Below are 23,810 nucleotides of genomic sequence, written 5' to 3' on the forward strand. Positions count from 1 at the left end.
TCAGCCTCGCCTGCGCCCTCATCTGCTGGCGCCAACTCCAACGTTAGGAGTTCTAAGAAGGGGCCCTTCCTTTCAGCCCAGCTCGGGGTAGTCGGTGTAGCCGTGGTGGTCGCCGCCGTACGCGGTGCGGTAGTCGGGGGTGGTGAACGGGCCGCTGGCCGCCAGCCGCCGGGGCAGGTCCGGGTTGGCCAGGTAGAGCGCGCCGTAGGAGACCAGGTCGGTCTCGCCGGTCTCGATCAGCTTCAGCGCCTCCGGCCCGGTCCAGCTGCCCGGGGTGTACGGGTTGAGCAGGAAGGTGCCCTGCCAGCGGTCCCGCAGCACCGGGGTGAACTCGGTGTCCGGCCCCTCGGCGACGTGCAGGTACGCCAGGCCGAGCGGGTTGAGCGCGTCGAGCAGGGCGAGGTACGTCTCGCGGTGCCCGTCCTCGACGATGTCGTTGAAGCCGTTGGCCGGCGAGATGCGCAGCCCGACCCGGTCCGCGCCGACGGCGTCGGCGACCGCCCCGGTCACCTCGACCACGAACCGGATGCGCCCGGCCACGTCACCGCCCCACTCGTCGTCGCGCAGGTTGGTGTTGGTGGCGAGGAACTGGTGCAGCAGGTACCCGTTGGCCCCGTGCAGCTCGACCCCGTCGAAGCCGGCCTCGATCGCGTTGCGGGCCGCCGTGACGAAGTCGGCGATGGTGGCCCGGACACCGTCGGCGTCCAGCGGCTGGGGCACGGGGAACTCCTGCGGGCCGGTCGGGGTGACGATCGTCCCCGCCGCCCGGACCGCCGACACGCCGGCGGGCTGGTGGCCCTGCGCCGTGTTGTCCGGGTGACCGATCCGCCCGGTGTGCATGAGCTGGGCGAAGATCAGGCCGCCCCGGTCGTGGACGGCGGCGGTCACCGGCCGCCACGCGGCGACCTGCTCGTCGGTGTGCAGGCCCGGGGTGTTCAGGTACCCCTGGCCGATGGCGGAGGGCTGGATGCCCTCGGTGACGATCAGCCCCGCCCCGGCGCGCTGGCCGTAGTACGTCGCCATCAGCTCGGTCGGACTGGCCCCGGGGCCGTACGCGCGGCTGCGGGTCATCGGGGCCATCACCACCCGGCTCCGGGTCGTGTACCGGCCGATGGTGGCTGGCTCGAACGCACTGGTCATGTCCCGACTCCCGTCCCGATTTTCCATCGCTCTGTCTGCCCCCAACCCTGGGGCGGACGGGAACCTTCCGGAGTGGACTGTGACCGTGGGCACGGCGGGCGGGTGACCGGGGGAACGGCGTTCAGGTGACCTGGGAACGGCGTTCAGGTGACCGGGGCGCGGTCGGCGGCGGTGGCGACCCCGGACAGCGGTGCCCGGCTCGCCCGACCCCGGGCACCGCTGTCCCTCACCCCCCACCACAAGGGGTCGTTCGAGCCCGGCCGCCCGCTGGCGGTGGGGCGCGGCGGGCGACCGGGATGACACCGGGATACCCCGTGCGGGCCGGCTCGAATCCCGTCGCCGCGAATCCCTGCGCGGGGAACCACACCGGCGGGCTCCGGCACGGCCCGGCGGCGCAGGGAATCCGGCTCGGCCCGGCGACGCGGGAGGTCCGGCGGTGCCGCCGGTGCGCCGGGAAACGCGTCCCGGGGCACCGGCGGCACCTCGCCCTCCCCACCACGAGGGGGCACCCCACCAGGGGGTCGACGGCCCGGCCGTCCGTGGGCCCGGAGCGCCACGGACGACCAGGGGTCAGGGGTGGTCCGCCCGGCTCAGCGCCGGTCGAACCACGCGGCGGCGTCCACCGGCAGGACGTGGCCGCCGTCGGACTCGGTGAGGTCGGTGCTGGCGACGACCGGCTGGCCGTACCCGTCGATCCGGACCGGGGCGTCGCTGAGGTTGACCACGCAGGTCAGCTCCGCGTCGCCGGCACCGCGGCGGAAGGCCAGCACGCCGGGGCCGGCGGCCAGCCAGGTCACCCCGTCGGCGTCGGCGGCCAGCGCCGGGTGGCCGCGCCGGATCCGCAGCGCGCTGCGGTACAGCTCCAGGGTGGAGCCGGGTACGCCGGTCTGCGCCGCGACCGACAGCGCCCGCCAGGTGGCCGGGGCGGGCAGCCAGCTCAGCTCGCTGCCGTGCGGCCCGAAGCCGTACGGGGCCAGGTCGCCGCTCCACGGGATCGGCACCCGGCAGCCGTCGCGGCTCTCCCCGGTCCGCAGGAACGACGGGTCCTGGCGCAGCTCGTCGGGGAGGTCGAGCACCTCGGGCAGGCCCAGCTCCTCACCCTGGTACAGGTACGCGCAGCCGGGCAGGGCGAGCATCAGCAGGCTGGCCGCCCGCGCCCGGCGCAGCCCCACCTCGCCGTCGCCGTACCGGGTGACGTGCCGCTGCTTGTCGTGGTTGGAGAGGACCCAGGTGGTGGGGGCGCCGACGATGGTCGCCTCGGCGAGCGCGGTGTCGATGACCTTGCGGAACGAGTCGGCCGACCAGGTGGCGTCCAGGAAGTCGAAGCTGAACGCCTGGTGCAGCTCGTCCGGGCCGATGTAGCGGGCCAGCCGCTGCGGCGTCTCGGCCCACGCCTCGGCAACCGCCATCCGGCCACCGGGGTAACTGTCCAGGATGGGCCGCCAGGCCCGGTAGATGTCGTGGATCTCGTCCTGGTCGAAGTACGGCAGCCGGCCCTTGCCGAGCAGCTCCGACTGGCGGCGGCCGGTGGTCATCGAGTTGAACCCGACGTCCGGCAGCCCCTCAGCCTTGATCATCCCGTGGGCCACGTCGATCCGGAACCCGTCCACCCCCCGGTCCAGCCAGAACCGCAGGATCTCCTCGAACTCGGCGCGGACCTCGGGGTGGCGCCAGTTCAGGTCCGGCTGGGCCGGGTCGAACAGGTGCAGGTACCACTGCCCGTCGGGCAGCCGGGTCCAGGCCGGACCGCCGAAGATGCTCTCCCAGTCGTTGGGCGGCAGCTCGCCGTCGGCGCCCCGGCCGTCGGCGAAGAGGTAGCGGGCCCGCTCGGCGGAGCCGGGCGCGGTGGCCAGGGCGGCCTGGAACCAGGCGTGCGCGCTGGAGGTGTGGTTGGGCACGATGTCGACGATGATCCGCAGGCCGAGGGCGTGCGCGTCGGCGATCATGGCGTCGAAGTCGGCGAGGGTGCCGAAGGCCGGGTCGACGTCCCGGTAGTCGGCGACGTCGTAGCCGCCGTCGATCATCGGCGAGGTGTAGAAGGGGGTCAGCCAGAGCGCGTCCACCCCCAGGTCGCGCAGGTACGGCAGGCGATCCCGGATGCCGGGCAGGTCACCGACACCGTCGCCGTTGGCGTCGGCGAAGCTGCGGACGTACACCTGGTAGACGACCGCGGAGCGCCACCAGTCGTCGTCGGAGGTCTGCGGCGTGGGGAGGCTGGCGGTCATCGGTGGCGGACCCCGTTCTGTGCTGCGGGACGGCGGCACCCCGCCGCGGCGCTGCGGGTGGGCGCGGATGTCACAGCAGAATGCCGGCCGATGACTGCAAGAGTCAAGCAGAGCTTCCGCAAGAATTGACGTCAAGACGTCGAGCCCTGGTCGGGGCGGGCCGGGTCAGGCGGGGACGGGCAGGGCCGGCGGGGCGGGGCGCTGCCGCTTGCCGGGGCCGGTGCCGGCGGTGCCGGGCTCGCCGGTCGCGCCCGCCGTGCTCGCCGCCGAGCGGGCGACCGCGGTGGAGCCCCGGACCACCAGCTCCGGGCGGAACAGGTACTCCGAGTGGGGCGCGGCGTGCCCGTTGATCTCGTCGACCAGGGCCCGGACGGCGGCGACCGCCATCGCCGCGACCGGCTGGCGCATGGTGGTCAGCGGCGGATCGGTGAAGGCCATCAGCGGGGAGTCGTCGTACCCGACCACGGAGAGGTCCCCGGGGACCGACAGGCCGCGCTGGCGGGCGGCCCGGATCGCGCCGAGGGCCATCAGGTCCGAGCCGGAGACGATCCCGGTGACGCCCCGGTCCAGCAGTCGGCTCGCGGCGGCCTCGCCGCCCTCCACTCCGAACAGGGTCAGCTCGGCCAGTTCCGCCAGCTCCGCCTCGGCCAGGCCGGTGTGCCGCTGCATGGCGGCCCGGTACCCGGCCACCCGGCGCTGCACCGGGACGAACCGGTCCGGGCCGGTGATCAGCCCGATCCGCCGGTGCCCGAGCGCGACCAGGTGGGCGACGGCCAGCTCGGTGGCCTCCCGGTCGTCGCAGGAGACGAAGGGCGCGGCGATACCGGGCACGTACCCGTTGATCATGACGACGGGCAGCGGCCGGGAGATCAGCGAGCGGTACCGGTCGTGGTTGGCGGCGGTGTCGGCGTGCAGGCCGGAGACGAAGACGATCCCGGAGACCTGCCGGTCCAGCAGCATCTCGACGTACTCGTCCTCGGTGACCCCGCCGGGGGTCTGGGTGCAGAGCACCGGGGTGAACCCGCTCTGGGCCAGGGTCGACTCGATCACCTGCGCGAAGGCGGGGAAGATCGGGTTCTCCAGCTCCGGGGTGACCAGGCCGACCAGCCCGGCACTGCGTTTGCGCAACCGGGCGGGGCGCTCGTAGCCGAGGACGTCGAGGGCGGTCAGGACGGCCTGCCGGGTCTCGGGGGCCACGCCGGGACGGTCGTTGAGCACCCGCGACACGGTGGCCTCGCTGACATCGGCCTGTTGGGCGATGTCGGACAGTCGAGCGCGCATGGCGGCACTGTAGCGCAGAGGCAACTTCTTGCGTACGCCACTGCAAGGTCTTCCATCACCTGCAATCTCTTGCTAACGTCCCCGCAACACGCGAGAGTAGCGGCGCCGCACCCCGCGCGCCGGTTGGCACGAATCTTTCAAGGTTTCCACTGGCGGTGCGCCGATGTCCGGCCGACCGCCATGACGACAGGAGTACCGATGCGCATCCGTACCGCGGGTGTGGTCGCCGCCCTCGGCCTGGCCCTCGCCGCCGCCGGCTGCGGCGGCAGCGACGGCAACGACGAGCCGGCCGCGCAGGAGTCCGCCGGCGCCGCCGGCGGCAAGCTGGTGATCTGGGCCGACGACAAGCGGACCGCCGCCCTCAAGCCGTTCGCGGACCGGTTCGGCCAGGAGAACGGCGTCACCGTCGAGGTGCAGGCCGTCTCCAAGGACCTGCAGACCAACTTCGTCACCGCCGCGCAGCAGGGCAGCGGCCCGGACGTGGTGGTCGGCGCGCACGACTGGATCGGCAACCTGGTGCAGAACGGCGCGATCGAGCCGGTGCAGCTCGCCGCCGAGCAGAAGAGCGCGTTCAACGAGACCGCCATCAAGGCGGTCACCTTCAACGGCCAGCTCTACGGCGTGCCCTACGCGCAGGAGAACCTGGCCCTGATCCGCAACACCGAGCTGGCCCCCGAGGCCCCGGCCACCATCGAGGACCTGGTCGCCACCGGCAAGAAGCTGAAGGCGGAGAAGAAGGTCAGCGAGATCCTCTGCCTCCAGGTCGGCCAGAACGGCGACTCGTACCACATCTACCCGCTGTACACCTCCGGCGGCGGCTACCTCTTCGGCACCAACGCCACCGGCGACTACGACCCGAGCGACGTCGGCGTCGGCAAGCCCGGCTCGATCGAGGCGTTCAAGAAGATCGCCGCGCTCGGGGAGAAGGGCGAGGGCGTGCTGAAGCGCTCCATCTCCGACACCAACTCGATCGCCACCTTCACCGGCAAGAAGTGCGCCTACCTGGCTTCCGGGCCGTGGGCCACCCCCGACGTGAAGAAGGCCAACCTGAGCTACGACATCTCCCCGTTCCCCGGCTTCGCCGGTGGCCAGGAGGCCCAGCCGTTCGTCGGCGTCCAGGCGTTCTACGTCGCGGCGAAGGGCAAGAACAAGGCCCTGGCGCAGGAGTTCGTCGCCAACTACACCACCAAGCCCGACCTGGCCGTGGCCCTGTACGAGGCCGAGCCCCGGCCCCCGGCGCTGACCGCCGCCCTCGACCAGGTCAAGGCGCAGGACCCGGACCTGGCCAAGTTCGCCGAGGCCGGCAAGAACGGCCAGGTCCTGCCGGCGATCCCGGCGATGGCCGCGATCTGGGACCCGTTCGGCAAGGCCGAGGCGGCGATCATCGGCGGTGCCGACCCGGAGAAGACCATCACCGCGGCCGGTAAGACGATCACCGGCTCGATCAAGTAATGAGCACGCCGCTGTCCGGCCCGGGGTCCGCGTCGCGGACCCCGGGCCGGGAGCCCGCCGGCTCCCGGCCCGGCCGGGGACGTACGCGTCACGACGCGACGGTCAGTCCGACCGGTCTCGCAATCAAGGTGGTCCTGCTCGGCCTCACCGCCGCGATCGCGGTCTGGGCGGCCTTCCCGCTGCTGGAGGGCGGCCATTGGGTCGGCCTGGGGCTGCTGGTGGTGACCACCGCCGGCCTGTTCTACCTGTACCTGGGCCGCCGGCACGTCCCGGCGAAGTACCTGGTCCCCGGCACCCTCTTCCTGATCGCGTTCCAGGTGCTCCCGGTGCTCTACACGGCGAGCACGGCCTTCACGAACTTCGGCGACGGCCACCGGGGGAGCAAGGACGAGGCGGTGGTGGCCATCCAGACCGCCTCGGTGCGGCAGGTCCCCGGCTCCGCCGAGTACGCGCTGACCATCGCCACCACCGGCGACCCGGCCACCGGGCCGCTGGTCTTCCTGGTCACCGACCCGGGCACCGGGACCGTCCAGGTCGGTGACGCCGACGGGCTGCGCCGGGTCGACCCGGGTGACGTCACCGTCGCCCCGGGCGGCCGGGTCACCGCCGCGCAGGGCTACACCGTGCTGAACATCGGCCAGGCCAGCGCCCGCAGTCAGGAGATCACCGAACTGGTGGTGCCGACCGCCGGCGGCGCGCTGCGCTCGTCCGGCCTGTCCCGCGCCTACGAGGGCACGGCGGTCCGGGCGTACGACGCCGGGTGCGACTGCATCCGCGACAGCGAGTCCGGCAGGACCTGGACGGCCGACGACGAGATCGGCGCGTTCGTCGCCGCCGACGGGGAACGGCTGGCCCAGGGCTGGCGGGTCACCGTGGGGCTGAGCAACTTCACCCGGGTGCTCACCGACCCGAACATCTCCGGCCCGTTCTTCGGCACGCTGGTCTGGAACTTCGCCTTCGCCATCGGCTCCACCGGCGGCACCTTCATCCTGGGCATGTTCATCGCGCTGGCGCTGCACTCGCCCCGGATGCGCGGCACCAACGTCTACCGGGTGCTGCTGATCCTGCCGTACGCGATGCCGTCGTTCGCCATGCTGCTGGTCTGGCGGGACATGTTCAACACCGACTTCGGCCTGATCAACAGCGTGTTCGGGCTCGGTGTGGACTGGTTCGGCGACGAGTGGACCGCCCGGATCGCGGTGATCCTGGTGCAGCTCTGGCTCGGGTACCCGTACATGTTCCTGGTGGCCACCGGCGCGCTCCAGGCGATCCCCCGGGAGCTGACCGAGGCCACCAGCGTGGACGGCGCCTCACCGTGGCAGTCCTTCCGCGCGGTCACCCTGCCGCTGCTGCTGGTCGCCCTCTCCCCGCTGCTGATCGCGTCGTTCGCGTTCAACTTCAACAACTTCAACGCGATCTACCTGACCACCGAGGGCGCGCCCTTCCCGGCGGACAACCCGAGCAACGGGGCGACCGACCTGCTGATCACGTACACCTACCGGCTGGCCTTCGGCGGGCAGGGCGCGGAGTTCGGCTTCGCGGCGGCGATCTCGCTGTTCATCTTCACCATCGTGGCGCTGGTCTCGGCGGTGAGCTTCCGGCGCACCCGCAAGCAGGAGGAGGTGTACGCATGACCACGCTCACCGGCGCGGCGGCCACCGGCCGTGCCACCGACGAGCCGGCCGGCGCCCGCCCCGGCCGGGCCCGGCGGCGCAACCGCTGGTTCGCCCAGGTCGGCTGGCGGCACCTGGTCGGCGTGCTGGCGGTGGTGTTCAGCCTCTTCCCGATCGTGTTCGTCTTCTCCGCCGCGCTCAACCCGCTCGGCACCCTCAGCTCCACCGGGCTGGTGCCGGCCGACGGGGTCTCCTTCGGCAACTTCGGCGAACTGTTCGAGCGGACCCCGTTCGGCCGCTGGTTCCTCAACTCGCTGCTGATCGCCGGGGCGGCCTCGTTCGTCTCGGTGTTCCTCTCCTCGCTGGCCGCGTACGCCTTCTCCCGGATGCGCTTCGCCGGCCGCCGGGTGGGGCTGCTCTCGCTGCTGCTGATCCAGATGTTCCCGCAGTTCCTGGCGATCGTGGCGATCTTCCTGATCTTCGGCACGATCACCGGGCTGTGGCCGGAGATCGGCTTCAACACCCCGTGGGGCCTGCTGCTGCTCTACCTCGGTGGGGCGCTCGGGGTGAACACCTGGCTGATGAAGGGCTTCTTCGACACCCTGCCGAGGGAGCTGGACGAGTCGGCCACCATGGACGGGGCCAGCCACGCCCAGGTCTTCTTCCGGATCATGCTGCCGCTGGTGGCGCCGATCCTGGCGGTGACCGGGCTGCTCGCCTTCATCAACACGATCAACGAGTTCCTGATGGCGAACGTCTTCCTCACCAACAGTGACTCGAAGACCCTCGCCGTCGGGATGTACGGCATGTTGCAGGGCAACGAGCGGAACAACAACTTCGGCATCTTCGCGGCGGCGACCCTGCTCACCGCGATCCCCACCGTGCTGGTGTTCCAGTTCCTCCAGCGCTACATCGTCTCCGGCCTCACCTCCGGAGCGGTCAAGGGCTGAGCCCCGCGACAGCGAGCTGCGGCAAGGGCGTCGGCGGACGGCGGCGTACACCGGAGCAGATGTGCCACGCCCGACCCGCGGCCGGGACACCCGGTCGCGGGTCGGCATCTCCTCGGTGAGTACCGACCGCCCCGAAAGGACGCTGCCCATGAATCCGCACCACGACGGCTCCGCACTGTACGTCCCCGACCAGACGCCGGCCCTCGGCGACACCGTGCCGGTCCTGGTCCGGGTGCCCGCCGGCACCGACGTCGAGCGGGTGCACCTGCGCACCACCCCGGACGGCGAGCCGACGTTCGCCGAGGCGACCGTCGACCGGCGGACCGACACCGAGGTCTGGTACCGGGCCGACGTGCAGGTCCGTAACCCGGTCACCGGCTACCGGTTCCTGCTCACCGGCCGCCGGGGCCGGCGGTGGCTGAACGCCGCCGGGGTGGTCGGCCACGACGTGCCGGACGCCGGTGACTTCAGACTGGTGACGTACGACCCGCCGCCGGCCTGGATCCGTGACGCCGTGGTGTACCAGGTCTTCCCGGACCGGTTCGCCCGCTCGGCCGCCGCCGCCGACCGGGTCGCCCCGGACTGGGCCATCCCCTGCGACTGGGACACCCCGGTGATCGGGCGCGGCCCGGAGACCCCCCGCCAGTTCTACGGCGGCGACCTGGACGGCGTCGCCGCGCACCTGGACCACCTCGACCGGCTCGGGGTGAACACCCTCTACCTCACCCCGATCTTCCCGGCCCGCTCCAACCACCGGTACGACGCGGCCAGCTTCGACCGGATCGACCCGCTGCTCGGCGGGGACGCGGCGCTGGCCCGGCTCGCCGACGCGGTGCATGCCCGGGGTTGGCGGCTGATCGGCGACATCACCAGCAACCACACCGGCGACGCGCACGAGTGGTTTCGGGCGGCGCTGGCCGGCTCCGCCGCCGAGCGGGAGCTGTACTACTTCGACGCCACCGGTGACTACGAGTCGTGGAACGGGGTGCGGTCGCTGCCGAAGCTCAACTGGGGCAGCGCCGAGCTGCGCCGCCGGTTCGCCACCGCCGAGGACTCGCTGCTGCGCCGCTGGCTGCGCCCGCCGTACGGGCTGGACGGGTGGCGGGTCGACGTGGCGAACATGACCGGCCGGCGCGGGGCCGACGCGTACACCCACGAGGTGGCGGCGCTGCTGCGCCGGGCGGCCGTGCAGACCCGGCCGGACGTGCTGGTGGTCGGCGAGCACGGCCACGACCACACCGGTGACCTGGACCGGGACGGCTGGCACGGGACGATGAACTACGTCGGCTTCACCGACCCGGTGCTGTCCTGGCTCAAGGACGGCGACGCCGAGGTGCCGAACTTCCTCGGCACCCCGGGCGGGGTCCTCCGACGGTCCGCCCCGGAGGTGCTGGCCACCATGGACGCCTACCGGTCGATGGTCTCCTGGCGGTCGTACACCCACTCGTGGCAGCTGCTCGGCTCGCACGACTCGGCCCGGGTCCGCACCGTGGTCGGCGACGCGGCCCGGCAGGAGGTGGCCGCCGGGCTGCTCGCCACGATGCCCGGTACGCCGATGGTCTTCGCCGGGGACGAGCTGGGGCTGACCGGCACCAACGGGGAGGGGTCGCGGACCCCGATGCCCTGGCACCGGCCGGAGAGCTGGGACCGGGGAACCCTGGCGGCGTACCGGTCGCTGCTGGCGCTGCGGCGGGCCGAGCCGGCGCTGCGCCACGGTGGCCTGCGTCGGGTGCACGTCGACCCGGACACCCTGGTCTTCCTGCGCGAGGCCCCGACCGGCGCGGTGCTGGTGCTGGCCCGGCGCGCGCCCGGCGTCCCGGTACGGCTGACCGGCCTGCCGGCCGCCACCAGCGTGTACGGCGGCGCCGACGACCTGCGTCCGGACGCGACCGGCACGCTGGTGCTCCCCGCCGACGGCCCGACGTTCCAGGTCTGGCGGCTGGCGGGCTGACCCGAAGCGTGGCCCTGGCGGGCTGACCCGAAGCGTGGCCCTGGCGGGCTGACCCGAAGCGTGGCCCTGGCCGCTCAGCCGGCCAGGGCCTCCTTCATCCGCTGGATCTCCACCCGCTGCTCGACCGCGGTGCTGGTGGCCGTCTCGTTGACGATCGGGTCCACGCCGAGCGTCTGGGCCTCCAGCGCCATGGTGATGGCGCCCTGGTGGTGGGCGCTCATCATGTCGACGAACATCTTGTCGAACGCGGCGCCCCGGGCGGCCTCCAGCGACTTCATCGCCTCCGGCGACTGCATCCCGGCCATGCCGTGCCCGTGCTGCGCGGTCGCGGCCTCACGCTTGAGGCCCTTGGACTCCAGCCAGGCCTCCAGCGCCTTGATCTCCGGTCCCTGGGCGGCCAGGATGCGGTCCGCGATGGCCGCGATCTGCGTGTTCCCGGCCCGCTCGGGGGCGAGTCGGGCCATCACCAGCGCCTGCTCGTGGTGGGGGATCATCATGCTGACGAACCGGACGTCGGCCGCGTTGTAGGGGGGCGCCGGCCGCGGACTGAACTCGTTGGACGGCACCGTCGACGCGCTCTGGCCGGGCCGCCCGGGGATCACCACCGGCGCGGTGACGTCCGGCGCGCTGGAGAGCTGGATCGGCGCCGGGCCGGCGCTCGCCGTCGGCTCGGGCTCGTCGCGGGACAGCCCGACGGCCACCGCGACCCCGGCCACCAGCACGCCGAGCACGGCCAGCTCCACCAGCACGATGGGCCGCCACCGACGGGACCGCCCCCCGGTCTGTTTGCCTAGCACAAGTCGTCCCCCATTACTGGCCCAGAGTTGGCCGGGATCGTAACGCGGCCTGGCCTGCACCGGAAGGGTCGGCGAAGCGATTTGGACCTTAACTCCGACCTGCGGTTTTTGTTCAGCGAGCTGACAGGTGGCTGTTACTTGATCGTTATCAAGCTTGGTTCCAGGGTGTGATGCGTATCACAATGTCCAGGTCGGGGCCACGATATGGTCCCGCTACCTCTCGACCCAACCCCGACGAAGGGTGTCGCTCCATGTTCAGAAAACCCCCACAAGGGACGCGGAGGCTCGGGGCCATCAGCCTGGCTGCCGCCGCAGCTCTTCTCGCGACCACTGTGGCCGGCGCACCCGCCAGCGCCGCCGAGGTCGAGGAGACCACCAACGACCCGGCCTACGTCATCCCCGGTGTCGACGAGATCTCCTCCAGCAGCAACTTCCGGACGATCGCCAACCTGCCGAAGACGGGGGCGTTCGAGTCCGAGTCCGCGTACGGCACGGACATCGCCTTCCAGGGCAACTACGCCTTCGTCGGGAACTACAACGGCTTCACGATCTACGACATCAAGCAGCCGCGGAACCCGAAGGTCACCAGCCAGGTCCTCTGCCCCGGCGCGCAGAACGACATCTCGATCTACGGCAACCTGCTGTTCCTGTCGGTGGACTCGTCCCGTAACGACGACTCCTGCAACAGCACCGCCCAGTCCGCGAGCATCAAGGACTCGTGGGAGGGTGTCCGGATCTTCGATGTGAGCGACAAGGTCAACCCGACCTACATCAAGGCCATCGAGACCGACTGCGGCTCGCACACCCACACCCTGGTGCCGGCCAAGTCCAAGGACAAGGTCTACGTCTACGTCCAGTCCTACAGCCCGAACGCGAGCTTCCCGGACTGCCAGCCGCCGCACGACAAGCTCTCGATCATCGAGGTGCCGCTGAACGACCCGACCCAGGCCGCGGTGGTCGCCACCCCGAACCTGTTCCCGGGTGACCTGGGCGCCGCCTCGACCAGCGGTTGCCACGACGTGACCGTCTACGCCGAGCTGGACCTGGCCGCCGGCGCCTGCATGGGCGACGGCGTCCTGATGGACATCTCGGACCGGACCAACCCGGTCGTGCTCAGCCGGGTCCGGGACACCAACTTCGCCTTCTGGCACTCCGCGACCTTCAACAACAGCGGTAACAAGGTCATCTTCACCGACGAGCTGGGCGGCGGTGGCTCGGCCACCTGCAACCCGACCATCGGCCCGAAGCGCGGTGCGAACGCCCTCTTCGACATCGAGGGTTCCGGTGCCGACCGGAAGCTGGTCTTCAAGAGCTACTTCAAGATCCCGCGGGAGAACACCCGCTTCGAGAACTGCGTCGCCCACAACGGCTCGCTGATCCCGGCCATGGGCCGCGACATCATGGTCCAGGCGTGGTACCAGGGTGGCATCTCGGTCTTCGACTTCACCGACTCCAGCAACCCGGTCGAGCTCGGGTTCTGGGAGCGGGGCCCGCTGTCGGACTCCCGCCTGGTGCTGGGCGGCTCCTGGTCGGCCTACTACCACAACGGGTTCATCTACTCCTCGGACATCCAGAAGGGCTTCGACGTTCTCAAGATCGCCGACGCCCGGACCAACAACGCCGAGGCCGTGGTGGCCCTCAACGAGTCGAACCCGCAGAACCAGGCCAGCTACCCCGAGTGCGACCAGGTGCTCACCGCCCGGGTCAACGGCGGTCTGACCGTCAAGTCCGGCAGCACCGTCTGCCTGGACCGGGCGACCGTCAACGGCGTCGTCAAGGTCGCCAACGGCGGCAGCCTGATCGTGTACAAGAGCACCCTCAACGGTGACATCAACGCCAACGGCTCCGAGCTGGTCAACCTGGTCGAGACCACCGTCAACGGGGGTCTGAAGGCCGTCGGCGCCAAGACCACCATCAAGAACACCAACATCACCGGTACGGTCAAGCTCAACTAGTGACCTGACCCGCCCGTCGCCCCGCAGGTGACGCGGCGGACGGTGGACGGCGCCCGGTCGGGGTCTCCCGACCGGGCGTCGCCGTACCCCCGGGGTCGCCGACGGCCTCCGGGCCGGACGGCCGGTGGAGATCACGGTATGAGCTCAGCCGGTGGGCCGTCTACTACGAGCTGTCGTTGATGGGGGAGGATGGTCGGCATGGAAGCTCTTCGGCTGGTACTTCTCTATCTGCACCTGATCGGTTTCGGCCTGCTGCTCGGTGGCGGGATCGCGCAGTACCTCAGCGCACGGCTGCGGATCAACGCGGCCATGCTCTGGGGCGCGGTGATCCAGGTGGTCACCGGTCTCGGTCTCTCCGCCCCGCTGCGGGACGGGGACGAGCCCTCCCCGGCGAAACTTGTTACCAAGGCGGTCATCGCGCTGCTGATCTTCGTCATGGTGTTCTTCTCCCGCAAGCGGGAGTCGGTGCACCGGGGGCACTTCCTCGCGATCCTGGTGTTGACCCTGGTCAACGCGGCTGTGGCGGTCTTCTGGCGGTGACCCGTACGGCCCCTCCGGCGGGTCGGGCAACCGGACTTCCGGGACGCCCGGCCGGCCGGTGACCGGCGGCGGCAGTGATTTCCCCCACCCAAGGGTTACGTAGGGGTAACGAGCGTTCAACAGTCGTGCACGATTGTCGGCCGGTGGGTGGACGCGGGCGTACGCTTCGCGTCCGTAACGTGAACCGCCGGCGGCATGGCGCAGGCCGGCCTCAAAGGGCAGCCACCGCTTCTGGCGCGGTGTGCAATGGGAAGGGAGACGTCTTGCGCTCTGTGCGTGGGATGCGGATCGCCTCCGTCGTCGCGGCGGGTGGGCTCGTGTTGGGTGCCGCCGCGTGTGGTGAGGCTCCCGAGGAGAACAACAGCGCCGGCAGCGGTGAGACGAAGTACAGCGCCTGCATGGTGACCGACGTCGGCGGCATCGACGACAAGTCCTTCAACGCCTCGGCGTGGAAGGGCCTGGAGGCGGCCAAGGCGGAGAACGGCAACATCGACATCAAGTACGTGCCGTCGAAGGCCGAGGCCGAGTACGAGCCGAACCTGACGCAGTACGTGAACCAGAAGTGCGACTTCATCCTCGCCGTCGGCGGGCTGATGGCCGAGGCCACCGGCAAGATCGCCAAGGCGAACCCGAACCAGCAGTTCGGCATCGTCGACGCGAAGCTGCCGGAGACCAACGTCTACCCGATGCAGTTCGACACCGCCCAGGCCGGCTTCCTCGCCGGTTACCTGGCCGCCGGGATGACCCAGTCGGGCACGGTCGGCACCTACGGCGGCATGAAGATCCCGCCGGTGACGATCTTCATGGACGGCTACGTCGACGGGGTGGCCCACTACAACCAGACCAAGAGCGGCAGCGTCAAGGTCGTCGGTTGGGACAAGGCCTCCCAGAACGGCTCCTTCACCAACGACTTCATCAAGCAGGACGAGGGCAAGAAGGTCAGCGACGCGCTGGTCGCCCAGGGCGCGGACATCATCATGCCGGTCGCCGGTGGCGCCGGCCTCGGCACCACCGGTGCCGCCCAGGCCTCCAACGGCAAGTACAACACCATCTGGGTGGACGTCGACGGCTGCGAGAGCACCCAGAACTGCCCGGCGATCATCACCACCGTGGTGAAGAACATCGCCGACGCCGTCAAGGAGGCCGTGGTCAAGGCCGCCGGTGGCGAGCAGCTCTCGGCCGACCCGGGCTACCTGGGCAACCTGGCCAACGACGGCGTCGGCCTGGCCCCGTACCACGACTTCGACAGCAAGGTCCCGGCCGAGCTGAAGGCCGAGGTCGACAAGCTGAAGGCGGACATCGCCGCCGGCACCATCAAGGTCACCTCGGCCGCGCAGCCGAAGTGACCCGTCCCGGCCACCACCGCTGAGACGATCACCGGTGGTGGCCGGGAGCCACAGGTACGCCGATCCGGCCGCTCCGGTCGCTGCGGGCACTCCTGCCCCACCGCCGGAGCGGCCGATCTGCACCGACCTCTCCTCCGCAGGTCGGCGCCGTGCCCGACCCGGCCGGCAACCCTGCACCATTCCCCCGCTCGCACCCCGGAGGTTGCGCTGAGACTCGAACTGCGCGGCATCACCAAGCGGTTCGGTGACCTGGTCGCCAACGACCACATCGACCTGACGGTGGAGCCAGGAGAGATCCACGCCCTGCTCGGTGAGAACGGCGCGGGCAAGTCGACCCTGATGAACGTGCTCTACGGGCTCTACCACCCCGACGAGGGCGAGATCCTGGTCGACGGCCGGCCGCTGAAGCTGAAGGGCCCCTCCGACGCGATCGCGGCCGGGATCGGCATGGTGCACCAGCACTTCATGCTGGTGCCGGTCTTCACCGTCACCGAGAACATCATGCTCGGGGCGGAGCAGGTCAGGGGCGGCATCGCCGGCTTCCTCGACCGGCGCCGGGCCCGGCGGGAGGTCACCGAGGTCTCCGAGCGGTACAACCTGCGGGTCGACCCGGACGCGATCATCGAGGACCTGCCGGTCGGCATCCAGCAGCGGGTGGAGATCGTCAAGGCGCTCACCCGCGACGTCGACCTGCTCATCCTCGACGAGCCGACGGCGGTGCTGACGCCGCAGGAGACCGAGGAACTGCTGACGGTCATGCGGGCGCTGAAGGCCGCCGGCAAGTCGATCGTCTTCATCACCCACAAGCTCGGCGAGGTCAAGGCGATCGCCGACCGGATCACCGTGATCCGGCGCGGCCGGACCGTCGGCACCGCCTCCCCGGAGGCGAGCCGGGACGAGCTGGCCGCCCTGATGGTCGGGCGCAGCGTCCGGCTCACCGTGGAGAAGCAGCCGGCGAACCCGGGCAGGCCGGTGCTGGAGGTCGCCGGCCTGGTCGTGGACGACGACCGGCAGGTCCGCGCGGTCGACGGGGTCGACCTGACCGTGCACGCGGGCGAGGTCCTCGGGATCGCGGGGGTGCAGGGCAACGGCCAGACCGAACTGATCGAGGCGATCATGGGCCTGCGCCCGCTCCTCGCCGGCACGGTCACCCTCGACGGCCAGCAGGTCGACGGCTGGTCGACCAAGAAGGTGCTCCGCGCCGGGGTCGGCTACGTCCCCGAGGACCGCAGCGTTGACGGGGTGGTCAAGGAGTTCAGCGTCGCCGAGAACCTGGTGCTCGACCTCTACGACCGGCCGCCGTTCGGGCGCGGGCTGGCCCTGCGGCTCGACGAGATCACGAAGTCGGCGCGGGAGCGGATCGCCCAGTTCGACGTCCGGACCTCCTCGGCCGAGGCGCCGGTGGGCACCCTCTCCGGCGGCAACCAGCAGAAGGTGATCGTCGCCCGGGAGCTGTCCCGGCCGCTGAAGCTCTTCATCGCCGCCCAGCCGACCCGGGGCGTCGACGTCGGTTCCATCGAGTTCATCCACAGCCGGGTCATCCACGAACGGGACATCGGCACCGCCGTCCTGGTGGTCTCCAGCGAGTTGGACGAGGTGCTCGCGCTCGCCGACCGGATCGCGGTGATGTACCGGGGCCGGATCATCGGCATCGTCGGCCCGGACACCTCCCGGGAGGCGATCGGCCTGCTGATGGCCGGCATCACCCCCGGCACGGCGACCGAGGACGGCACGGCGACCGACGGCGGTACGACGGCCGAGGTCCCTGGTAGCGAGGACGAGGCATGAGCAACGCAGTTCCCCCCTCGGGGTCGCCGGACAAGGAACCGGCCACCGAGACACCGGCCGCCCGGACCGCCCTCGGCACCACCGGGTCGGCGGAGCCGGCGACCACCCCCGGCTCCCCGGAGCCGCCGCGGCGACCCTCGCTCGGGCAGGCCTTCCTGGAGAACCTCTGGGCCGCCAACACCTTCACGGTGACCCTGCTCTCGCTCTTCCTGGCGATGGTCGTCGGCGCGGTACTGATGATCGTCTCTGACCCCGAGGTGGTCGCCACCTACAGCTACTTCACCGCACGGCCCGGTGACGCCCTCCAGGCGAGCTGGGCGCTGGTCAGCGACGCCTACGCCAACATGTTCCGGGGCGCGGTCTTCGACCCCGGCGCGGTCGGCTTCCAGGCGGCGATGAGCCCGATCTCGGAGACCCTGACCTACACCGCCCCGCTGGTCTTCACCGGCCTGTCGGTGGCGCTGGCCTTCCGGGGCGGCCTGTTCAACATCGGCGCCCAGGGGCAGGCCACCATGGGGGTCATCCTGGCCGCCCTGGCCGGCTTCCTGCTGCCGCTGCCGCCGGGGCTGCACCTGGCCGTCGCGGTGCTCGCCGGTGCCCTGGGCGGGGCGATCTGGGGCTTCATCCCGGGCATCCTCAAGGCCCGAACCGGCGCCCACGAGGTGATCAACACGATCATGCTCAACTACATCGCCATGTACTTCCTGACCTGGCTGATCGTGCAGAATGGCGTCCAGGACCCGAACCGGACCGACGCGATCAGCCGGCCGGTGGACGCCTCGGCGCAACTGCCCCGGCTCTTCGGCGACACCCTGCGGGCGCACTCCGGCATCATCCTGGCCGTGCTGGCCACCTGGGCGGTGGCCTGGCTGCTCAACCGCTCCACGCTCGGCTTCGAGCTGCGCGCGGTGGGCGCGAACCCGGACGCCGCCCGGACCGCCGGGATCAGCGTCACCCGGACGTACGTGCTGATCATGGTCTTCGCCGGCGTCCTGGCCGGCCTGGGCGGCTCCACCATGGTCCTCGGCTCCACCGCGACCGCGTTGACCCCGCTGATCGTCGCCCAGATCGGGTTCGACGGCATCCTGGTGGCCCTGCTCGGCCGGGTCAAACCGTGGGGGGTGGCGCTGGCCGCGCTGCTCTTCGGCGCGCTCCAGGCCGGCGGCAACCGGATGCAGTCCTACGCGGGGATCTCGCTGGAACTGGGCACCGTGCTCCAGGCGCTGATCGTCATCTTCATCGCCGCACCGGCCCTGGTGAAGGCGATCTTCCAGCTCCGGGCCGCCCGCGCGGCGCGGTTGCAGACGAGCCTGGCGAAGGGCTGGTGACAATCATGTCCACCATGGCTGTCGAGGACGTCGCGGTCGCCCCGGTCGACGAGGGTTTCTGGACCCGTACCCGCAAGGTCGGGTCGGTGCTGGTCGGGCTCGGCCTGGTCGGCGCGGTGCTGTTCGGGTCGCTGGCCACCGGCGAGCAGGCCCGCTTCACCCTCAGCGAGGACTCCGCCGGGGCCGCCCTGTCGATCCACGGGACGCTCGGCGCGGTCCTGTTCGGGCTGGTCGCCGTGGCCACCGGCGCGGCGATGCTGGTCGGGCTGCCGAAGCGCTGGTTCACCCTGGTGCTCGGGGTCGGCCTGGTCGGCTTCGTGCTCTCCTTCCTCTGCTGGCAGATCTCCGACGCCCAGCCGGGGCAGAATTTCATGCCCCTGGTCAACATCGTCCGGGGCACCTTCATCCTGGCCCTGCCCCTGATCTTCGGCGCGCTGGCCGGGGTGCTCTGCGAACGCTCCGGCGTGGTCAACGTGGCCATCGAGGGGCAGTTGCTGATGGGCGCCTTCAGCGGGGCGCTGTTCGGCAGCATCTCCGGCAGCGTCTGGGTGGGGCTGGTCGCGGCGGCGCTCGGCGGCGCGTTCATCTCGCTGCTGCTGGCCGTCTTCGCCATCCGGTACCTGGTCGACCAGGTGGTCATGGGCATCGTGCTCAACCTGCTGGCGGTCGGGGTCACCGGCTTCCTCTACGAGCGGCTGATGCAGACCGACGCCGCCCGCTACAACAGCGCGCCCCGCTTCTCCAACTGGGAGATCCCGCTGCTGTCGGACATCCCGCTGCTCGGCCCGGCGCTGTTCCGCGGCAACATCTTCCTGTACCTGGGCCTGCTGCTGGTGCTGGTGCTGCACATCGCGCTGTTCCGGACCCGCTGGGGCCTGCGGACCCGGTCGGTCGGTGAGCACCCCACCGCCGCCGACACCCTCGGCGTCAAGGTGCTGCGGGTGCGCTACCGCAACGTGCTGCTCGCCGGGGTGGTCGCCGGCATCGGCGGCGCGTCGTACACGCTGGCGCTCTACTCGTTCACCAAGAACATGATCGGTGGCAAGGGCTTCATCGCCCTGGCCGCGTTGATCTTCGGCCGGTGGAGCCCGACCGGGGCGCTGCTCGCGGCGCTCTTCTTCGGCTTCGCCGACCAGCTCGGCACCTACCTCGGCGCGATCAACAGCATCATCCCCAGCCAGTTCCTGGCGATGCTGCCGTACCTGGCGACGATCCTGGCCGTGGCCGGTCTGGTCGGCCGGGTCCGGGCGCCCGCCGCCGACGGCAAGCCGTACATCAAGGGCTGACCGGCGCGGTCGACCACGCGGGCCGTACCCGGACACGTCCGGGTACGGCCCGCCGCGCGTCGCGGCGATGAGCCGACGGTGATCCGGCGGTGACGGTTGGGGCCAACCTGCACGCAGAGCCCTCTTCGTCTGCGTGAGGTGAGCATGAAGCGGTCGATAGCCGCGTCGGTGGTGCTGATCTGTGCCGCCACCCTCCTGACCCCGTCCACCGCGACCGCGAGACCCGCCCCGGGCACCACCGGCCAGGCCGGTGCGACCGGGGCGGCCCCGCCGGCCGACGACGACAGACCCCGGCGGCCACCGGCCGGGACCGACCGGGTCCAGGAGCCCGACCGGCGGTTGGGCGCCGGGTGGCGGACCTCCACCGACCGGGTGGTCACCACCTCCGGTGACGCCACCGGGTTCCACCTGCTCGTCGCCGACGAGGACCAGGCGTACGCCTGGCGCACCGCGGCCACCCTTGCCGAGCCCGGCTTCGAGACCGACCAGTGGATCGGCCAAGCGTGCGTGACAGGCTCCGGCCGCCGGGCGGTGGTGGTCTACGCGCCCCGGACCTTCACCAACCGCGAACTGCTGATGCAGCGGGGCGGCTTCGCCGCCGTCGTCGACCTCGCCACCGGCGCGGTGACGAAGCTGTCCGAGCGGGTGTCGCTGGCGTACCACAACCCCGGCTGCGGCAGCGGGGAGCGGGTCGTGCTGTCCCGGCTGGAGCTGCCGGCGCGGCCGGGCGACCCGGCGCGGACCTGGCTCGGTACGGTGGACGCGGCCCGGCCGGACCGTCCGGCGCGCGGCCGGCGAGCCGCCGGCCAGGTCTCCTCGGCCCTGCCCGTCGGCGATCAGGTAATCGGCTCGAAGGGCAACGGCCTCGTCCGGGTCGGCTCCGGCGGCCGGCTGACCCGGCTGGCGCCCACGGCGGGCGCCCCGTTCCGGCTGCTCGCCGACGGCCCGGACGCGGTGGCGTTCCAACTGGTCCGGGACGGCCGGACCGAGTTCAAGCGGTTCGCCGCCGGCCGGGTCACCGACCACGGGTCGGTGCCGATGGGCGAGGTCAAGCTGCGTCCGGGGGCCGGGGGCCGGGTCTTCGCCGTCGGCAGCCGGGCCGAGGCCGGTACGGCCGGGCGGCTGCCGCGCGGCTGGCGGGCCGTGGACGGGGTGCCCGACTCCGACGTGTCGACCACCGGCGCCCTGCTGGTGCAGCGGGCCACCACCGGCCGGGAGGCCGCCGGGCAGTTGTCCGACCGGCCGGCGAGCGACCGGGCGGAGCGGGTCGAGCTGCGGACCCGACGGACCCGCACCGCCGTGGCGCTCGACTTCTCCGTCGAGCCGCGTCTCTCCGCCGCCGGGCTGCGGTCGTCGCCGGCCCTCGCCGTGGGACCGGCGGCGGGGGCCCGGCGCGTCGCCAGCGTGGGCAATCCCGACGTCCCCCACGACCCCGACCGGGCCTGCGCGATCTCCCGCAACGACCCGACGATGCAGGTCTACCAGCCGACCGTGGCGCAGATGGAGTGGGCCGCCAACCTGGCGATCCGCAACCAGTTGACCTTCCAGCGCCCGGCGAACTGGAACAACAACGGCATGGCGGCGTACTCGCCGCAGGGCATGTTCCCGTCGATGCCGCTGCTCGGCGGCGGCTACGTGCCGGCGCAGATCTTCCTGGGCATCCTGGCCCAGGAGTCCAACCTCTGGCAGGCCAGCCGCCACGCCGTCGACGTGTCGGTGGGCAACCCGCTGACCAGCCTGGGCTACTACGGGCTGGACCTCCAGAACCCGGACTTCAACAAGATCAATTTTGACGAGACCGCGCAGCCGCACCCGGACTGTGGGTACGGGGCCGGCCAGGTGACCTCGGGCATGCGGCTGTCCGACCGGGGCAAGACGATCGCCGGGGTGGTCTGGGACGCGACCAAGCAGCAGGCGGTCGCCACGGACTACGCCACCAACGTGGCGGCGGGCCTGCGCATCCTTCAGGACAAGTGGAACCAGACCCGGGGCGCCGGCCTGATCGCCAACGGCGGTGACCCGAAGTACCTGGAGAACTGGTGGTTCGCCATCTGGGCGTACAACACCGGCTTCTACGCGCCGAACCCGCAGTCGCCGAGCGAGCCGTGGGGGGTCGGCTGGGCCAACAACCCGGCGAACACCGACTACCCGGCCGACCGCAAGCGTTCCTGACCGCCCCGCTGGACGTCTACGACTCCAACGGCAACAAGATCGTCGACGACGACATCGGCTACGACAACGCCAAGCACCCGAACCACTGGTCGTACCCGGAGCGAGTGATCGGCTTCGCCTACACCTCCCTGATCCGCTACAACTACCGCAGCCAGGCCTACACCACGACGTACGTCACGGCGTTGGCCCGCAACCCGGATGTGGCGCACGCAGCCCGGTACACGTTCTGCGAGCCGAACGTCAACGACTGCGACGAGACGCTGCCGCCGAAGGTCCCGGGGCAGTACCCGACCACCAAGGCGGGCGCCTGCCAGCGCGACGACCTCCGGTGCTGGTGGAACGGTCCGATCACCTGGACCGACTGCCTTGTCAACTGCGGGCAGGAGAACCGGAAGTACACCACGGTCGAGCCCCGGCCGTTCGCTAACACCGGCGACAACATCCACCCCACCCCGGTCAACGCGGACGGCACCTGCAAGGTGCAGGGGCTGCCCGCCGGGGCGCGGATCATCGACGACATCGAGACCACCGTCGCGCTGGGCGCGGAGGGCTGCCGGCCGACCTTTACCCGGGGCGGCCGATTCGCGATCAACTTCGCCAGCCACACCCAGCCCGACGGCGACGTGGTCAACCCGGGCAAGGTCGACTTCCACCAGATCGGGGCCGGCTTCGGCGGCCACTTCTGGTTCAGCCACAGCTACAAGCAGGCGGAACGGCCCACCTACCGGGTCACCGGCACCTGGACCATCAACCCGACCAACAAGTGGACCCGCGTCTGGGCGCACATGCCGGACCACGGCGCGCACACCCGGCAGGCTCGGTACGTCATCCACCGGCCGGACGGGGCCACCGAGCACCGGGTGATCCCCACCCAGTGGGAGGCGAACACGTGGGTGAACCTCGGCGTCTTCGACTTCACCGGCAGCGGTGCGCCCAAGGTGGAGCTGAGCAATTTCACCCTGGACGGCACCGGCATCCAGGACGTGGCCTGGGACGCCCTCGCCGTCCAGCCGCTCGACGCCAAGCCCCGGCACTTCGTGGTGGCGCTCGGCGACTCGTACTCCTCGGGCGAGGGCAGCGGGGACTACACCCGCGTGAGCAACCAGTACGGCGACGACCGGGCCTGGCGCAACTCCTGTCGGCGTAGCCCGCACGCCTGGTCCCAGCGGGCCACCATCCCCGGCGCGCCGGCCACCATCGGCGCCCTGGCCGCCGGACACGATCCCGCCATCGACGCGCAGTTCGCCGCGTGCAGCGGCGCGCGGGCGCACAACCTGATGAGTCCGAGTCTGCTCACCGGCGGCAGTTGGCAGGGCCGGCGGGCCGAGGGGCAGTACGGCGAGATCAGCCAGATCGACCAGGGTTCGCTGACCCCCGACACCACGGCGGTGATGCTCTCCATCGGTGGCAACGACGCCCGCTTCACCGACGTCGGCATGGCCTGCGCCAAGGCCCTCAACTGTGCCGACGGGCAGTACGCGATGGAGGGTGACAGCGAGTCGCTCACCGACGCCCAGGAGAGGCTCATCACCGGACAGGTCCGGGACTCGGTGCGGGAGGTGGTCCGGCAGATCCGGGTCCGCGCGCCGAATGCCAGGATCTTCGTGATGGGGTACCCGCACCTGCTCGAACCGCACTGCGAGGTCGGCATCCCGGTGGCGGGCGTCGTGTTCGGCATCTCGCAGGCGGAGACCACGTTCCTCAACCAGATGGCCGACATGCTGGTCAGCTCCGCGCTCCCCTCGGACGCGGCGAACCGTGTCCACGGGATGGACCCGAGGAGCGTCTTCGCCGGCCACGGGATGTGCAGCGTCGACGCCTACGTCAACGGCCCCCAACCGGGTGACCTGATCGTCGACGACGACGGGGACCCCAAGCAGTGGCTGAGCATGGAGTCGATGCACCCGAACAAGGAGGGCAACCAGGCATACGCCGGCATCCTCAACGATTACCTGGCGCTGTACAACTACCGTTGGTGAACCCGTG

15 protein-coding genes and 1 pseudogene are annotated in these 23,810 nt (G+C 71.3%); 12 read left to right on the forward strand and 4 right to left on the reverse strand.

The features are described 5' to 3' along the window. Positions 1–72: 72 nt before the first annotated feature. The 3 genes from AWW66_RS20545 to AWW66_RS20555 all read right to left on the reverse strand — a co-directional run bounded on the left by AWW66_RS20545 (position 73) and on the right by AWW66_RS20555 (position 4,664). The gene (locus AWW66_RS20545) at positions 73–1,140 is read right to left on the reverse strand and encodes an alkene reductase (protein WP_067368961.1); all 1,068 of its coding nucleotides are present in this window, start codon (positions 1,138–1,140) and stop codon (positions 73–75) included. A 590-nt stretch (positions 1,141–1,730) separates the two neighbouring features. Next, the gene (locus AWW66_RS20550) at positions 1,731–3,365 is read right to left on the reverse strand and encodes a glycoside hydrolase family 13 protein (RefSeq protein ID WP_067368964.1); all 1,635 of its coding nucleotides are present in this window, start codon (positions 3,363–3,365) and stop codon (positions 1,731–1,733) included. Positions 3,366–3,530: 165 nt separating this feature from the next. Continuing rightward, positions 3,531–4,664, reverse strand: coding sequence for a LacI family DNA-binding transcriptional regulator (locus AWW66_RS20555; protein WP_245648394.1), 1,134 nt, complete (start codon positions 4,662–4,664; stop codon positions 3,531–3,533). 180 nt (positions 4,665–4,844) lie between these two features. On the opposite strand from AWW66_RS20555, the gene AWW66_RS20560 reads away from it, so the two are divergent. From AWW66_RS20560 to AWW66_RS20575, 4 genes are all read left to right on the forward strand, one after another. Then, positions 4,845–6,098, forward strand: coding sequence for a sugar ABC transporter substrate-binding protein (locus AWW66_RS20560; protein ID WP_067368966.1), 1,254 nt, complete (start codon positions 4,845–4,847; stop codon positions 6,096–6,098). Next, positions 6,098–7,732, forward strand: coding sequence for an ABC transporter permease subunit (locus AWW66_RS20565; protein WP_067368967.1), 1,635 nt, complete (start codon positions 6,098–6,100; stop codon positions 7,730–7,732). The genes AWW66_RS20560 and AWW66_RS20565 overlap by 1 nt, the downstream gene beginning before the upstream one ends. After that, positions 7,729–8,661, forward strand: coding sequence for a sugar ABC transporter permease (locus AWW66_RS20570; protein WP_067368968.1), 933 nt, complete (start codon positions 7,729–7,731; stop codon positions 8,659–8,661). Before AWW66_RS20565 ends, AWW66_RS20570 begins: the two co-directional genes overlap by 4 nt. A gap of 148 nt (positions 8,662–8,809) precedes the next feature. After that, positions 8,810–10,612 (forward strand): alpha-amylase family glycosyl hydrolase, encoded by a 1,803-nt coding sequence (locus tag AWW66_RS20575; protein ID WP_396890521.1) that lies wholly within the window; start codon positions 8,810–8,812, stop codon positions 10,610–10,612. Positions 10,613–10,686: 74 nt separating this feature from the next. Here AWW66_RS20575 and AWW66_RS20580 read toward each other — a convergent pair whose 3' ends face one another. Further along, on the reverse strand, positions 10,687–11,361 hold the full coding sequence (locus AWW66_RS20580; RefSeq protein WP_067368970.1) for a DUF305 domain-containing protein: 675 nt from the start codon (positions 11,359–11,361) through the stop codon (positions 10,687–10,689). Between the two features lie 299 nt (positions 11,362–11,660). On the opposite strand from AWW66_RS20580, the pseudogene AWW66_RS20585 reads away from it, so the two are divergent. The 8 genes and pseudogenes from AWW66_RS20585 to AWW66_RS35505 all read left to right on the forward strand — a co-directional run. After that, positions 11,661–13,076: pseudogene (locus AWW66_RS20585) on the forward strand (LVIVD repeat-containing protein); the annotation flags it as partial. Between the two features lie 486 nt (positions 13,077–13,562). Continuing rightward, positions 13,563–13,904 carry a hypothetical protein gene (locus AWW66_RS20590; RefSeq protein ID WP_067368976.1) on the forward strand — a complete coding sequence of 114 codons (342 nt, stop codon included), beginning with the start codon at positions 13,563–13,565 and terminating at the stop codon, positions 13,902–13,904. 281 nt (positions 13,905–14,185) lie between these two features. Beyond that, positions 14,186–15,250, forward strand: coding sequence for a BMP family lipoprotein (locus tag AWW66_RS20595; protein WP_067368979.1), 1,065 nt, complete (start codon positions 14,186–14,188; stop codon positions 15,248–15,250). 267 nt (positions 15,251–15,517) lie between these two features. After that, positions 15,518–17,038: an ABC transporter ATP-binding protein gene (locus AWW66_RS20600; protein WP_342671928.1), complete on the forward strand. Its 1,521-nt coding sequence runs from the start codon at positions 15,518–15,520 to the stop codon at positions 17,036–17,038. Further along, a complete protein-coding gene (locus AWW66_RS20605) occupies positions 17,035–18,366 on the forward strand; it encodes an ABC transporter permease (protein WP_067368987.1) in 1,332 nt (443 codons plus the stop codon). The genes AWW66_RS20600 and AWW66_RS20605 overlap by 4 nt, the downstream gene beginning before the upstream one ends. A 5-nt stretch (positions 18,367–18,371) precedes the next feature. Next, positions 18,372–19,652 carry an ABC transporter permease gene (locus AWW66_RS20610; RefSeq protein ID WP_067368989.1) on the forward strand — a complete coding sequence of 427 codons (1,281 nt, stop codon included), beginning with the start codon at positions 18,372–18,374 and terminating at the stop codon, positions 19,650–19,652. A 144-nt stretch (positions 19,653–19,796) separates the two neighbouring features. Further along, positions 19,797–21,824, forward strand: a complete 2,028-nt coding sequence (locus AWW66_RS35500; protein ID WP_245648391.1) for a hypothetical protein — start codon at positions 19,797–19,799, stop codon at positions 21,822–21,824. Then, entirely contained in the window at positions 21,758–23,803 is a 2,046-nt protein-coding gene (locus tag AWW66_RS35505) for a GDSL-type esterase/lipase family protein (RefSeq protein ID WP_245648392.1), read from the forward strand. Before AWW66_RS35500 ends, AWW66_RS35505 begins: the two co-directional genes overlap by 67 nt. The last annotated feature ends 7 nt before the right edge of the window (positions 23,804–23,810 follow it).

This window comes from Micromonospora rosaria (assembly GCF_001567585.1).
GTDB lineage: Bacteria > Actinomycetota > Actinomycetes > Mycobacteriales > Micromonosporaceae > Micromonospora > Micromonospora rosaria.

Coding starts and splice junctions, on each gene's coding strand:
- AWW66_RS20550 (WP_067368964.1), bottom strand. CDS start 3,365: ATGACCGCCAGCCTCCCCACGCCGCAGACCTCCGACGACGACTGGTGG.
- AWW66_RS20565 (WP_067368967.1), top strand. CDS start 6,098: ATGAGCACGCCGCTGTCCGGCCCGGGGTCCGCGTCGCGGACCCCGGGC.
- AWW66_RS35500 (WP_245648391.1), top strand. CDS start 19,797: ATGAAGCGGTCGATAGCCGCGTCGGTGGTGCTGATCTGTGCCGCCACC.
- AWW66_RS20570 (WP_067368968.1), top strand. CDS start 7,729: ATGACCACGCTCACCGGCGCGGCGGCCACCGGCCGTGCCACCGACGAG.
- AWW66_RS20545 (WP_067368961.1), bottom strand. CDS start 1,140: ATGACCAGTGCGTTCGAGCCAGCCACCATCGGCCGGTACACGACCCGG.
- AWW66_RS20590 (WP_067368976.1), top strand. CDS start 13,563: ATGGAAGCTCTTCGGCTGGTACTTCTCTATCTGCACCTGATCGGTTTC.
- AWW66_RS20610 (WP_067368989.1), top strand. CDS start 18,372: ATGTCCACCATGGCTGTCGAGGACGTCGCGGTCGCCCCGGTCGACGAG.
- AWW66_RS20595 (WP_067368979.1), top strand. CDS start 14,186: ATGCGGATCGCCTCCGTCGTCGCGGCGGGTGGGCTCGTGTTGGGTGCC.
- AWW66_RS20605 (WP_067368987.1), top strand. CDS start 17,035: ATGAGCAACGCAGTTCCCCCCTCGGGGTCGCCGGACAAGGAACCGGCC.
- AWW66_RS20575 (WP_396890521.1), top strand. CDS start 8,810: ATGAATCCGCACCACGACGGCTCCGCACTGTACGTCCCCGACCAGACG.
- AWW66_RS20560 (WP_067368966.1), top strand. CDS start 4,845: ATGCGCATCCGTACCGCGGGTGTGGTCGCCGCCCTCGGCCTGGCCCTC.